This window comes from Bradyrhizobium sp., assembly GCF_027307225.1.
Taxonomy (GTDB): domain Bacteria; phylum Pseudomonadota; class Alphaproteobacteria; order Rhizobiales; family Xanthobacteraceae; genus Bradyrhizobium.
In genome coordinates, this window is record NZ_DAHUXJ010000053.1 from 88,729 (window position 1) to 102,356 (window position 13,628).

Consider the following 13,628-nt stretch of genomic DNA (forward strand, 5'->3'; position numbering starts at 1 on the left):
CGAAATCGAGGAGTGGGCTGCGCTGTGGCCGGCCGACGCGGCATTCGGCGGCCCAGAGGATCAGTGCGGCGATATCGAATAGTCACGTGTGAAATCGTAGCTGGCGCTCCTTGGGGAAGGTGCCGGCCCACCAGCAAGTGCCGATAAAACAAGCACAAATCAGCTTGCCTGTCCCATAATGCTACCACCGTCTGCTGCCACTCACAAGCGTGGTTTCGTGTCAACATGCCTCTGCGAGCCGAGCATCATCACAGCGCCGTGTCACATCAGCGGAGAGGATTAGTTGAAGCCCTCAATTCAAGGGAATGTCTCCAAGAGGCTCACGGACAGCCAATACAGAATCCTTGAGTATCTCCGCGATGTGGCTTGGTGTCTCCCGCCCTCGCATCCAGTTTCTATGTACAAAATTCTTGTCGTGCTTCTTGCTAATCTTGTACGCCGTAATCACTCCAGACTTTGCGTCTCGGTAGATCTGAAGCAAAATCTTCCCTCGTGCGTCTTCGCCTAGTGTCCAGTCGCCCTTGTAGAGTTTGCGAAGCTGCGCTTTCCACGCCCCGTTGGGGTAGTAATGCTCGAACACCTTCCGTGCGGCGAAGATTAGCACCCACTTTCTCTCCAAAGCCGCTTTCGCATCGTGATCGGTCTCCGAACTTCGATCCTCCCGCATGCGGACACCAAACTCCTTTGCGAGCCAATAAACGGCGGCTCTCAAACGAAACTCGTCCTCCGGCATTCGCTCCCACTTTGACTGACCGTCTCCAAATATCTTGTTGTAGCCACCCGAGACATCATCAAACAAAAACGAAGTGGAACCTGAGAACGCCACCGGGTCTTCTAAAAATGCATAGACCGTTTTAGCAAACTCCTCGAGGCGCACGAGTTCTGAGTTCTTCGGCGGGCTATCTGTCCGCTTGGGAACATACACCACATGCCGACCGCGGTAGGTCAGCGCCTTAAATTGCTCCTTCAGGTTCTCTTGTACGGCATCGTTGCTTCTGAAGTCGGAGACCTTTACGACGTTCTGCGTGTTATTGAACTGCGTAATTTGCTCTCGCATCTTATGAGACGCCCCGTACCCACCAGAGATTTCAGTAATCCGCACAAGTACCGTCGGCGGATGAGTCGCCCACCGGTCTATCCCCTCTCGCGACCTTGCAGCGTTTACCAGCGCCTTTACCGTTTGAGCGCCATTGATGACTTGAAGTCCAGTTACGTCGATTTGTTTCTCGCTAGCGCTTAACTCACGGCAGAGGCACGATATGCCGTTGTTGAAAAGAAAGAACTCCTCGGCTTTTTCCTTGGCTGACTTTACGATAGCCTTGTTAGTGTTGGTATTGCCGATAAAATTTCGGATGTTCAGCGAGAAGAGAGAATCTCTTCCTAATGCTTCGTAGGCGCCAACAATTTGCTTGGCGTCTAGCGCCATTATAAAGGATCGAAAGTCGCCAGCTTCTACTTCGATTATCGAGGACGCTCCCCGCTTCCCCTTCTGACCGATTGGATAGAGGGTCCATTTTCTATTCGAACCACCCGCATCGATTGCTCGGGCACTACGCAGTTCTTCGTTCAGGTCCTGCTCGTCGAGATAAACCCATTCGCATCTCGACTCCAGATCAGGAATATCTGAGGGATAGCTCGCAGCTTGTTGTGAAAGCTTTCGCGCTTGCCCCTCAAGTTTACCAAACGTCACGAAAATCATCGTGAAAGAGTCATTTTTCCAATCGATTGAGTATGCCCGATCCAGTAGACGATCATTGCCCTTTAAACTTGGGTCTACCAAACGTTTTAGTATCGACTGGAAATGAGAGATGGTCTCGCCGAGTTCTTTCGCTCCCTCGCTTCTATATTTCGATTGAATTATTAGGACGTGATTATCATCCCGGTGTATCAGGTCGCACCCTAGGTCATTCGCACCGTCGACGTGAGCCAGCTCTAAGTCTTCTCCGCTGATTTCTGAACGCACCCTATTGTGGATTTCGCTGATATAAAAATTGGTCAATGCGTATGACTGTTGAACCGCGTTGAGCTTACCGAATTTTTCTTTCAGGAAGCCCTCAGTAAATCGGACGAATTCGTCTCGCGCTTTAAGTTTCTTTGTCTCAGCAGACATCGTTTGGTGCCTTCGCTTTTGTCGGCTGAGGTAGATACCAGCCCTGTTAAACCTAGCAATCCAGCTTGGCCGTACCAATCCGGCCGTTCCGAGTGACGCGAAATAGGATCTCTCCGATTCCTATTTGAGCATTGTCTATAGCCTAAACGGTCTTTTAGATTTTTGGTGCCTAGCGATGCTCTCAGGAAAACCAGACGTAGCTTGGCAAGCTTCTTAACAACCACAGCGGCCTTTGCAGGCGCTCAGGCACCTTCCTCTGGGCGTCAGTGCCATGGCTATCTTTGACCAGGCCCATCAGCGCACGCGTTCAAAGCTACGTCCAGGTGCTACTACCCGAGTGCAGTCAAAGCATAGACTTGTAGGATGTTTTTGAATTATCAGCGCTTCTGAAGCTACTGGCGCTCCCTAGGGGAATCGAACCCCTGTTTCAGCCTTGAGAGGGCCGCGTCCTAACCGCTAGACGAAGGGAGCGTAAGCGCCAAGGGAATAGCCTTGAAAGCGGGCCACGGCAAGGCGGGTTTGCTCATCTTGGTTCACGGAATTGCTCAACGCTTGTCATGCCCGGCCTTGTGCCGGGCATCCACGTCTTTTTCTCCAGCGTCAGGGACCAAGACGTGGATGGCCGGGCATAGGCGAGCGGAAGCGACGCCGTTCTTCGAACGGCTATGCCCGGCCATGACGACTAAGGTTGCGGCTTCGCTCGCGGGGGAGGGATCAAAGGCTACGGCTCGTTGACGAACCGCAGACGCCCGAGCGCCTTCAGCGTATGCGCATCGAAGGTGCGGATTTCGGTCGATCCCGCGATATCGAGCGTCACCACCACCCGGTCGCCGGCGAGGCCGGTCGAAACAATCTTCGCGCCCTTGGGCAGAACGGCGGTGATCTCGGCCGGATTGGTCCTTCCCTCCGTCCTGAAAAGACGATAGCCGATGGCGATCAGGACGGCCGCAACCGCGAGCCCCGTGGTCAGGCCCGCGATCAGCATCATGCGCCGGACCCGCGCAAACAGCGCGGCCTGTTCGGGGGTCGGTTGGCTCGCAACGCTATCGGTCATCAGGCTATCAGGCTCTTCTTGGAACGAAATTCGAGTAACGGTCACCGTGGGTAACAGTCAGCGGCTGGAAGTCATCGTCGAAGGCAGCGAGGGATCGCCCCGGCTCGACCGCGTGCTGGCCGCTCATTTGGCCGAGCTGTCGCGGTCGCGGCTGAAGGCGCTGATCCTGGCCGGCCAGGTCGCGGTGAAAAGCGCCGCCGTCCGCGACCCCGCTTATCATGTCGGACGCGGCGATACGATCACAATCGACGTGCCGGAACCGGTCGCCGCTGAACCGCAGGGCGAGAACATCGCGCTTGACGTCGTCTACGAGGACGACGACCTCATCGTCATCGACAAGCCGGCCGGGCTCGTGGTGCATCCGGGCGCGGGTCACGAGACCGGCACGCTGGTCAATGCGCTGATCGCCCATTGCGGGGAAAGCCTTTCCGGCATTGGCGGGGTGAAGCGGCCGGGCATCGTGCACCGGCTCGACAAGGACACGTCTGGACTTCTGGTCGCCGCCAAGAACGACGCGGCGCACCAGTCGCTGTCGGCGCAATTTGCCGACCACGGCAAGACCGGCGAGATGCGGCGCGGCTATCTTGCTTTCGTCTGGGGGGTGCCGAACCGCTCGCGCGGCACAGTCGATGCGCCGATCGACCGCCACCCGCATGCGCGGGAAAAGATGGCGGTGCGCGAAGGCGGCCGCCACGCCGTCACCCATTGGGAGATCGTCGAGAGTTTCAAGGGCACCGACGGCAAGCCGGTCGCCTCCCTGGTCGCCTGCGAGCTCGAGACCGGCCGCACCCATCAGATCCGGGTGCATCTCGCCCACATCGGCCACCCCCTGATGGGCGATATGGTCTATGGCCCCCACTTCAAGACCAAGGCGACGCACCTTGGGCCCGAGGGCCAGATCGCCCTCGCCGCCCTCGATCGCCAAGCGCTACATGCATACCTCCTGGCCCTGGAGCATCCCAAAACCGGGGCGATTCTCGAGTGGAACTCGGATTTGCCTCGGGAACTCGATCTTTTGCGCCATTCCCTGAAGGCGGCGCTATGACGCAGGGCAGTTGGAAAAGCCTCGATATACCAACCGGTTATGGCAGCCACACTGTAACGTGACGGGGGTTTAACTTCCAAAACGGGCAGCGTTTGGTGTATGTTGCACCTGCGTTGAATACCCAACGCAGGAACATCGCGGAGCGACTGGCTTTAACACAGCAGTTGCCTGCCTGGCCCGCCGCTGTCGGGGGCCTGAACCAAGTGGAGGGCGCTCGAATGGCCCGCACAGCTACCTTGCCGGTTCTCAATGGAGAATCCGGCCTGTCCCGTTACCTCGCCGAAATCCGCAAGTTTCCGATGCTGGAACCCGAGCAGGAATACATGCTCGCCAAGCGCTTGCGTGAGCACGACGATCGTGGCGCGGCACATCAACTCGTCACCAGCCATCTCAGGCTCGTGGCCAAGATCGCCATGGGCTATCGCGGCTACGGCTTGCCGATTTCCGAGGTCGTCTCGGAGGGCAATGTCGGCCTGATGCAGGCGGTGAAGCGGTTCGAACCCGAAAAGGGATTCCGGCTCGCTACATACGCCATGTGGTGGATCAAGGCTTCGATTCAAGAGTACATCCTGCGTTCCTGGTCGCTCGTGAAAATGGGCACCACCGCGAACCAGAAGAAGCTGTTCTTCAACCTGCGCAAGGCCAAGAGCAAGATCTCCGCCCTCGAAGAGGGAGATATGCATCCTGACCAGGTGAAGCTGATCGCCAAGCGTCTCGGCGTGACAACTCAGGACGTTGTCGACATGAACCGCCGTCTCGGCGGCGATGCCTCACTCAACGCCCCGATCCGCGACGACGGCGAAGCCGGCGAATGGCAGGACTGGCTGGTCGATAACTCGCCCAACCAGGAAACCATCATGGCCGAGCACGAGGAGTTCGATCATCGCCACCAGGCGCTGACCGGCGCCATGGGCGTGCTCAACCCGCGTGAACGCCGCATCTTCGAGGCGCGGCGCCTGGCGGAAGAGCCGATGACGCTGGAAGACCTCGCCGCCGAATTCGGCGTGTCGCGCGAGCGGGTGCGGCAGATCGAGGTCCGCGCGTTCGAGAAGGTGCAGTCGGCCGTCAAAGGCACGATCGCCAGGCAGGAAGCCGCCGCTCTCGAGGCCGCGCTCTAAGCGCGGCCCGATCTTCGGGCAGGCTGAAAACCGATACCAAAAGCCGGCGGCAACGCCGGCTTTTTTGTTGGATAATTTCATCGTGTCCCGGACGCGTCGCGGCATTTGATGACGCGACGCAGATCCGGGACCCACGACGAAATGCATAGACCCCGGATCAGCAGCGCACCACGCCCACGGCGTGTCGCGCAGCGTCCGGGGAACGCTACTCCCCCCACTCCCGCGCCATGTTCGCGAGCGCGCAGCCTTCGCAGTAGCGCGCATCCTTGAAGTCGATCCAGTTGTGCGCATAGACGTGATCGAGCGGAATGCGGTAGCGCGCGCACAGCACCTTCACCAGAATCCGCCAGGCCGCGACCTGCGCGTCGGTGGCGGGCCTGGTCACGTCAGGGTAGTTGCCGGCGAACTCGACGCCGATCGAGGTGTCCTTGTTGACCCGGTGATAGGTCTTGCTGTTGTCGATGTATTTGTTGTCGTTGCGGTCGCCGCCGTCGGTGTGGGTCGGCACGAGATTGTCGGCGACAGCCCAGTAGACCGTGCCATCGGTCTCGACCCAGATCATGACGCCGCGCCGCGTCGGATTTTTCGATTGCGCCAGTGCGCCGCCGCGCGCCGAGCCCGCCGGTCCCTCGGTCCGGTGCACGATGATGTTCGCCCACGGATGCGCCTTTTCAACGTCACCCCACGGCGCGAGCCAGACCATTTTCAGGCCCGGAATATCAGGCGTGCCGGAGGAGCGCGCGATCGTCTCGATCGAGGGATCCGCGGCGAAGGCCGAAGCCATCAACGCGAGCGCGCAGATTGCACTCAGAAGAAGAGGGAATTTCATGGACGGCACTATGCCGACAGCCAGCCGCACCGATCAAGCGGCAAGCACGAACCGGCTCAGGCGAGGCGGCGCACAGGCTCTCGCCGTATCGGTGGCAGTTCGGGCGCGAGCGGCGGCGCCGGCTCGTAGACCGCGTAGCGGTCCCTGCCCTCTTTCTTTGCCACGTAGAGCGCGTGGTCGGCCGCCGCGATCAGCCGGTCCGGGAAGACTCCAATCTCCCGCGACCACTGCGCCACGCCGATCGAGACTGAAAGCGGAACCTCGTTGCCGACGCAGCCGGCGGCATCCTCGCGGCACACCTCGACGATCCGGCGCGCGACCATTGCACCCTCGCGCAGCGTCGAGGCCGGCAGCATGATGCAGAATTCGTCGCCGCCGGTGCGCGCCAAGAGATCGCCCGGCCGAAGCCGCGTCTGCGCCATCAGCGTAAAATGCTGCAGGCAGGCATCGCCAGCCGCATGACCATGGGTATCGTTGATGGTCTTGAAGTTGTCGATATCGACCACCAGCAGCGCAAACGGCTGATGGCTGCGGTCCGAGCGGGCACATTCCTCGCTGAGGCGTTGCAGCAATTGCCGCCGGTTACCGACGCCGGTGAGATCGTCCATCATCGCGAGATCGGCGACCTCGTTGCGCAGGCGGTCCATCGCCATCAGCAGGAAGCCGAAATTCCAGACCATCGACAGGAACATCAGCGCCAGAATCATGACGGACTGCGAGGCATTGAAATGAACGAAGGAGAAATCGCCACCGATGTGCCACAGCTTGGCGACCACGCGAAAGGCGTTGATGCAGAGGACGATCGTCGCAACCGACGCCGTCAGATGCGCACCCGGACTGACCCGACCTTCTCGCCGCGTCATCAGCCAACTGATGGAGGCGGCCACCGGAAGCGACTGCGCGATCGAGTAGCACACGATCCGGCCTGTCTGGCTGTCGTAGCCATAAAGAAAGAAGGCGAGGCCGAGAAAGGTCATCGCGGTGACCACGACCGTACCGCGCCAGACGGTCGTATCGTCGTAGAAGCGCCTGATGCCCATCGCAGAGAGACAGGTCGAAAAGGTGATCAGGGTGCCGCCGATAACCAGGGGTGCGAGAGAATCCATCACGAGGACAAGCATCGCCGCCGCCGCGCTCGCTGCGCATGCGAATGCCGAACCGGTCCAGAATTTCGCCGCCTTGAAGGTCGGATAGCTGTGGAGGATATAGGCCCAGATTACGCCGAGCGCGATGAAATTGACGATGAACGCCGTCCAGAGCGTCGGAACGTTCAACATTTGAAACCCGGAGCGATCATCGCCCTGTCTCCCCGTTTTCAAGCCGCCCACGTAGTGGGGTGGATTTGACATTCGCTCCCCGTAACCGGGAATGCGCAAAGCAAATGTCAAATCCAGAACACCAATGACCATCTCGGTAGTCTTGCGGAGCAAGATGTAACGGCGGCCATTAATGAAGTCTCACCCGAGACTCCAAATACGCGTCTTGGTTGTGAAATGCTGAAGAGCATTCGGGGCCGGTCGCACGCAGCGGACGGGTTTCTCCTGACCCCGCGTTGTCGCAACGTTAACTCTGATCGCGAGCGACATCGCGTGAGGCGCGATCGTTCGATCGACCGCCTGGAAAGCCGACGGAGCGCGCACCAGACCGTAGCTTGCGCCAAAAACACGTCAAAACGCGTAACTTCTGTGGATAACGCGATGACGCGCACGTGACAATGCAAGGCAGACGCTCGCGAATCTGGTGGGATTAGAGTTGAGGATATTGCGAGGCTGGCCCTCCGCCGAGCATGCCTCGTGTCGCGTTTCAATCCATTAACTCAAAAGAGGATGCTATGGCTAAGAAAGCGAAGAAGGCAAAGAAGGCGAAAAAGGCTAAGAAGGCGAAGAAGAAGTAGCTTCGAATTTCTTTAGCCCGGGTAGAGCCTCGCTCTGCCCGGGCACTCAAAACGGGTAGCAAACATGCAGCGGGCCTCTGGCTCGCTTTTCTATTGTGGCTCGCTTTTTTATTGTGGCTCGCCTTTTCAATTCCCGTTTTGAATTCTCTTGATCCGGCCTGCCCGATCGCTTTCAGTGACGAACCTCACCTATGCCCGGAGTAATCCCCTCATGACAGCGATCCCAGGGGCCGCCGTCGCCATCACCGGTGCTGCGAGCGGCATCGGCCGGGCGCTGGCAATCGAACTGGCCGCCCGCGGCGCCGACCTCGCGCTTGCCGATCGCGACGAAGCCGGATTGCAGACGGCTGCCACCGAGATTGCCGCGACCAGCCGGCGGAAGATCAGCCTTCACCGCGTCGATGTCAGCGAGCCCGAGGCAATCACCGCGTTCGCGCGCGAGGCGATCGCGGCGCATCCGGCGCTCAGCATCGTCATCAACAACGCCGGCGTGGCGCTGCTCGGCCAGTTTCACGAGATCGACCAGGCGCAGATCGAATGGCTGTTCAACATCAATTTCTGGGGCGTGGTGCATTCGACCCGTGCCTTTCTGCCGCATTTGGCGAGCCAGCCGGCCGCGCACATCGTCAACCTTTCCTCGATCTTCGGCATCGTCGCCCCGCCCGGCCAGACCGCCTATTCAGCGGCGAAATTCGCCGTGCGCGGCTTTTCGGAATCGTTGCGCCACGAATTGCAGATGGCGAAAAGCCCCGTCCGGCTGTCGGTGGTGCATCCGGGCGGCATCAAGACCAACATCGTGCGTAATTCGCGGGCCGGAAGCGGCGTCACCGACAATGAGCGCCGGGCGCAATCGATCGAGCGCTTCGATGCCATCGCGCAGACCTCGCCGAAGGATGCGGCGCTGCGCATCATCAAGGGCATCGAGAAGAACGAGCCGCGCATCCTGATCGGTGGCGACGCCCGCTTCATGGACATCCTGCAACGTTTCCGGCCCGGCACCTACTGGAACATGATGGCGAAGCACGTCTGGAAGACTCCAAAAGAGGCCAACAAGGACGGCTGAGTTCGTCGGTGCCAGTCGTTCCTCATTCCGGGGCAGCCCGTCAGGGCTGAGACCGGAATCCGTTTTTCACGGCATTCAGGGCATGACGCAAAACCGTTGCCGCCGTTGGCGGCGCAGCGCTCACTCCCCGCCGTCGATCTGGCGGCCCATGATTGCGATCGCCTGTTCATAGACGGTGGCCGCATTCCATTCCTGGATCGCCGCAAAGTTCGGCTGGCCCGGCTGATAGCCCGCGCCCGTGCGCCAACCATGCGCTTTCAGGAAGTTCGCGGTCGACGACAGCGCGCCGGAAGCCGTTTCGAGATTGCCGACGCCGTATTCCAGCATCGTCTTCGGCAGAAACTGCGTCTGGCCAATCTCGCCATGCATGGAGCCGCGCTGGCTCGCCGACAACGTGCCGCGGTCGATCAGCTTCAATGCGGCGTAGAGCTGGTCCGTGAAATATTCCGGCCGCCGGCAGTCGTAGGCGAGCGTTGCGATCGAGGACAGCATGTTCTGGTTGCCGCGCTGGCTGCCGAACCCGGTCTCCATGCCCCAGATCGCAATCAACGGCCCCGGCGGCACGCCGTAGCGCTGCTCGATCGAGGCGAACAGCGCCGCGTTCCGCTGCTTCATGGCCCGGCCACGCGACACGATCGCCGCCGACCCGCGCTTGACCATGAATGCATCGAGCGAGAGCTTGAAGCTGTGCAGGCTGCGATCGGCAGCGATCGTCGCGCTCGCATAATGCGTCTGCTCCAGGGCGGAAATCCCGGCGCCGCCGATCCCCTTGGCGCGCGCTTCCGTCGCGAACAGGGGCTTCCAGGCTTCGAAGCCGCCGGGCCCGTTACCGCATCGGGCGGCAAGCGCCTGCGAACTCCAACCGGAGACGACGGCGGCAGCCGCAAACGCGGCAAGTGAAGCTACTCGGCTCTTCATCGGCAAGTTCCCTCGTGGACGCGGGCGCACCTTACGTCATCCGAGAGCGTAACGGAAATGCCGGTTCCGCGGTACGACGGGCGCCCCTGGTTCGAGAGCGTGGAACGCCACGCACTCTCGAACCATGGGGACTAGTGCTCCGATTCCGAAGTTCGTATCATATTGCGGCTCCACGTTTACGAACTTCGGAATCAAAGGAGCACTAGCCAATTACGTGATTCTAGTGCGGTTTAGAATTTGAAGTTCCTATGACGAGGTTACCGCGAAACGGATAGGAACTTCAAATTCACCGCACTGGTTTCCAAGTGGTCTCATCCCTTGGAAGGTTGGACCACGTGGGAGCCGCTTCAACGTCTCAGAAATTCGCGGATGGCTTGTCCGATCTCCTGCGCATGGGTTTCGAGCGCGAAGTGGCCGGTGTCGAAGAAGCGCACCACCGCATCGGGAATATCGCGCTTGAAGGCTTCCGCGCCCGGCGGCAGAAAGAACGGATCGTTCTTGCCCCACACCGCCAGCAACGGCGGCTTGTGGGTGCGGAAGTAGTCCTGGAAGGCCGGATAGAGCGCGACATTGCTCTTGTAGTCGCCGAACAGATCAAGCTGAATTTCATCCGCGCCCGGACGCGCCAGATAGAAGTTGTCGAGGCTATAGCCATCCGGCGACACCGCCGTCTCGTCTGTCACGCCATGGGTATATTGCCAGCGGGTCGTTTCCGGCGCGAGGAAGGCACGCAAACCGCTGCGATTTTCCACTGACGGATCCTGCCAATAGGCTCGGATCGGATTCCACCCCTCGCTCAGGCCTTCTTCATAGGCGTTGCCGTTCTGCGAAATGATCGCGGTGATCCGCTCCGGGTGTCGCATCGCCAGCCGGAAGCCGGTCGGCGCGCCATAGTCAAACACATAGACCGCAAACCGATCGAAGCCGATCACCTCGGTGAAGCGCTCAATCACGCCGGCGATATGGTCGAACGTGTATTTGAAGCCTTCGCGCGGCGGCATGTCGGATTGACCGAAGCCGGGCAGATCCGGCACGACGATGTGGAAGTGATCGCGAAGAAGCGGGATCAGATCGCGGAACATATGGCCCGCGCTGGGAAAGCCGTGCAGCAGCAGAAGTTTTGGCGCGCCTTTCTTTCCCGCTTCCCGGTAGAACACCTTGAAGCCGTCGACGTCTGCCGTTTTGTACTGAACTGCTGAAGTCGTTTTCGCTGACATGGGATTACTCCTTCTCGTTTGAGTGGGATTTTCAGGCTGCCACGCTCTTGATCGCTTCGCGGACGATCTCGACGACGACATGGGGCGCGGTCACAATCGGCGCGTGATCGACCGTCTGCTCGCTCACTTTGGCTTTCATGCGTTCGGCCATGAAGCGCTGGGTTTCGGCCGGGATCATCCGGTCCTCTTCCGCGAGCAGGAAAAAGCTCGGTACGTCCTTCCAGAGCGGGCGCTTCACCGGCACCGTGATGCAGGCCGGCGAGATCGGGCGCTGAACGGCGGAGAGCACCGCAAGATCGTCGGCGCTCGCGTGCTGCGCGAACGCATTCTTGAACGCTTCGTCCGGCAGCCAGATCAGGCCGTTGTCATCAGGCGCGAGTTTCGGCGCGAGCGGATGCGACGCGGCGCGATAGAACACGTCGGCGACCGTCTCGCCCTCGTCCGGCGCTAGCGCCGTGACGTAGACCAGCGCCTTCACCTGCTTGGATCGCGTCTCCGCAATGACCGCGCCGGCATAGGCATGGGCGACCAGGACCACCGACCCGTCGAGGCGCGCCATCGAGCGATCAAGGGCTGCAACATCATCGGCCAGCGACGTCAGCGGCAGCGGCGCGGCCACGACATTGATGCCTTCGGACTTCATCGCGGCGATCACCCGTGCCCAACTCGATCCGTCCGCCCAGGCTCCGTGTGCCATCACCACGTTGATATTCTTTGCCATTTTCGCGCTCCGGGTTAAGTTTGACGGTAACCTGTTTAATATTTGTTGACCGGTTACTACTCCTTCGCCTAGTAACTAGTCAATAGCTTCTTTACAGGTTACCATTCGGAACATTTCATCAGACCCAAGACGCCAGCCCATGCGCGATCACCCGCCTGCCATTTTCATCGCCGACTCCCGCGGCCTCGATTTTCTCAACTCGGTTGCAACGCCGGTCGATACGGAGATCGACTGGATCGCGGACGGCGACGGATTTCTCGATTGGCTGGCGCAGGCCGATTACGCTGCAACGGACGTGCTCAACGACATCAGGGCGCGCGCCAAGCCGGGCGAGCTCGATCGTGTTGCCGGCGAGGCACGACAATTGCGCGAGTGGTGCCGCGGCTTCGTCCGCAAGCACATGGGAAAGCCGTTGAAGGCAGGCGCGCTGCGCGAGCTCGATCCCCTGAACCAGCTGCTGGCGCGCGACGAGGCGTTCAGCCGGATCCAGCGGCATCAACGCGAGGCCGGCAAGCCATTGCAGTTGCAGGTGACGCGGCGCTGGCGGTCGGCGGAATCCCTGCTGATGCCGATCACTGAGGGTCTCGCGAAATTCATTTGCGATGAAAATTTTTCTGACGTGAAAGCGTGCGAAGGAACGAGTTGCACGCTGATGTTCGCCGACCACACAAGAAGGCGCGCCCGCCGCTGGTGCAGCATGGCCATCTGCGGCAACCGCGCCAAGCAGGCTGCTCACCGTGAGCGGCTCAAACACAAGAACTAAGGCCGCAAGCGCTTATATTACGTCTCCCCGCTTACGTCCCCCAGCGCCAAAAGAAGGAGTCCATCCCATGGCCAAACTGCCCCTGATTGTCTTCGACGTGAATGAAACCCTGCTCGATCTCGAAACCATGAACCTGACGTTCGAGCGCATCTTCCACGACAAGAGCGCGATGCGGCTCTGGTTCGCGAACCTCATCATGTATTCGGCCGCGCTCACCGTCGCCGGCTGCTACGTGCCCTTCACCGATATCGGCGGCGCCGTCATGAAAATGATGGCTGACGTCAGCAGCATCAAGATCATCGATGCCGACAAGAACGAATTGACGGACAAGTTCTCGACCATGCCGCCGCACGCCGAAGTCCCGGCAGCGCTGCGCAAACTAAAGAGCGCGGGTTTCCGCCTGTTCACGCTGACCGACAATCTTCTGGAGGTGCAGACGCGCCAGCTCACGCAAGGCGGCATCGTCGACCTGTTCGAGCGCCGCTTCAGCGCCGATGGCGTCAAGCACCACAAGCCGTCGCGCGAGGCCTATGGCCATGCCGAGAAGGAACTCGGCACCAAACCTTCCGACATGTGCCTGATCGCCTGCCACACCTGGGATACGCTTGGCGCGGTCGCGGCGGGCTGGGAAGCGGCACTGATCAAGCGTCCGGGCAACGACGTGCTCGGCGTCGGCCCGCAGCCGCACATTGTCGGCAACAGCCTCGATGACGTCGCCAACCAGCTCATCGCGCGGCATAAGGCGGGGTGAGCCGGACTAGTGCTCCGATTCCGAAGTTCGTATCATATTGCGGCTCCACGTTTACGAACTTCGGAATCAAAGGAGCACTAGCCAATTATGTGATTCTAGTGCGGTTTAGAATTTGAAGTTCCTATGACGAGGTTACCGCGAAACT

General features: G+C 60.1%; 12 protein-coding genes and 1 tRNA gene. 5 read left to right on the top strand and 8 right to left on the bottom strand.

All coding sequences use genetic code 11. The features are described 5' to 3' along the window. Positions 1 to 292 precede the first annotated feature (292 nt). From M6D32_RS09405 to M6D32_RS09415, 3 genes are all read right to left on the bottom strand, one after another. Positions 293 to 2,110 (bottom strand): AIPR family protein, encoded by a 1,818-nt coding sequence (locus M6D32_RS09405; RefSeq protein WP_298255605.1) that lies wholly within the window; start codon positions 2,108 to 2,110, stop codon positions 293 to 295. Between the two features lie 396 nt (positions 2,111 to 2,506). Continuing rightward, positions 2,507 to 2,581 (bottom strand) — tRNA-Glu (locus M6D32_RS09410). Between the two features lie 250 nt (positions 2,582 to 2,831). Continuing rightward, the gene (locus M6D32_RS09415; RefSeq protein WP_298255607.1) at positions 2,832 to 3,164 is read right to left on the bottom strand and encodes a hypothetical protein; all 333 of its coding nucleotides are present in this window, start codon (positions 3,162 to 3,164) and stop codon (positions 2,832 to 2,834) included. A gap of 64 nt (positions 3,165 to 3,228) precedes the next feature. Here M6D32_RS09415 and M6D32_RS09420 point away from each other — a divergent pair, with 64 nt between their 5' ends. Then, positions 3,229 to 4,209: an RluA family pseudouridine synthase gene (locus M6D32_RS09420; RefSeq protein WP_298255634.1), complete on the top strand. Its 981-nt coding sequence runs from the start codon at positions 3,229 to 3,231 to the stop codon at positions 4,207 to 4,209. Positions 4,210 to 4,427: 218 nt separating this feature from the next. Beyond that, positions 4,428 to 5,327, top strand: a complete 900-nt coding sequence (gene rpoH, locus M6D32_RS09425; RefSeq protein WP_298255609.1) for an RNA polymerase sigma factor RpoH — start codon at positions 4,428 to 4,430, stop codon at positions 5,325 to 5,327. 205 nt (positions 5,328 to 5,532) lie between these two features. Here rpoH and M6D32_RS09430 read toward each other — a convergent pair whose 3' ends face one another. Both M6D32_RS09430 and M6D32_RS09435 read right to left on the bottom strand, forming a co-directional pair. Then, entirely contained in the window at positions 5,533 to 6,156 is a 624-nt protein-coding gene (locus M6D32_RS09430) for a peptidoglycan recognition family protein (RefSeq protein ID WP_298255611.1), read from the bottom strand. A 56-nt stretch (positions 6,157 to 6,212) separates the two neighbouring features. Further along, positions 6,213 to 7,433 carry a GGDEF domain-containing protein gene (locus M6D32_RS09435; RefSeq protein ID WP_298255613.1) on the bottom strand — a complete coding sequence of 407 codons (1,221 nt, stop codon included), beginning with the start codon at positions 7,431 to 7,433 and terminating at the stop codon, positions 6,213 to 6,215. 828 nt (positions 7,434 to 8,261) lie between these two features. Here M6D32_RS09435 and M6D32_RS09440 point away from each other — a divergent pair. Next, on the top strand, positions 8,262 to 9,113 hold the full coding sequence (locus M6D32_RS09440; RefSeq protein ID WP_298255615.1) for an SDR family NAD(P)-dependent oxidoreductase: 852 nt from the start codon (positions 8,262 to 8,264) through the stop codon (positions 9,111 to 9,113). Between the two features lie 120 nt (positions 9,114 to 9,233). On the opposite strand, the gene M6D32_RS09445 is transcribed toward M6D32_RS09440, so the two are convergent. The 3 genes from M6D32_RS09445 to M6D32_RS09455 form a co-directional block, all read right to left on the bottom strand. Continuing rightward, a complete protein-coding gene (locus M6D32_RS09445; RefSeq protein ID WP_298255617.1) occupies positions 9,234 to 10,031 on the bottom strand; it encodes a lytic transglycosylase domain-containing protein in 798 nt (265 codons plus the stop codon). 347 nt (positions 10,032 to 10,378) lie between these two features. Continuing rightward, complete coding sequence (locus M6D32_RS09450; RefSeq protein WP_298255619.1) at positions 10,379 to 11,248, bottom strand: alpha/beta hydrolase; 870 nt, start codon at positions 11,246 to 11,248, stop codon at positions 10,379 to 10,381. 31 nt (positions 11,249 to 11,279) lie between these two features. Further along, positions 11,280 to 11,969, bottom strand: coding sequence for an alpha/beta hydrolase (locus M6D32_RS09455; RefSeq protein WP_298255622.1), 690 nt, complete (start codon positions 11,967 to 11,969; stop codon positions 11,280 to 11,282). A 139-nt stretch (positions 11,970 to 12,108) separates the two neighbouring features. Between M6D32_RS09455 and M6D32_RS09460 the strand changes: the two genes are divergently transcribed. Together M6D32_RS09460 and M6D32_RS09465 are read left to right on the top strand one after the other, a co-directional pair. Further along, complete coding sequence (locus M6D32_RS09460) at positions 12,109 to 12,732, top strand: ABATE domain-containing protein (protein WP_298255624.1); 624 nt, start codon at positions 12,109 to 12,111, stop codon at positions 12,730 to 12,732. A gap of 67 nt (positions 12,733 to 12,799) precedes the next feature. Then, positions 12,800 to 13,483, top strand: a complete 684-nt coding sequence (locus M6D32_RS09465) for a haloacid dehalogenase type II (RefSeq protein WP_298255626.1) — start codon at positions 12,800 to 12,802, stop codon at positions 13,481 to 13,483. Positions 13,484 to 13,628: the final 145 nt, after the last annotated feature.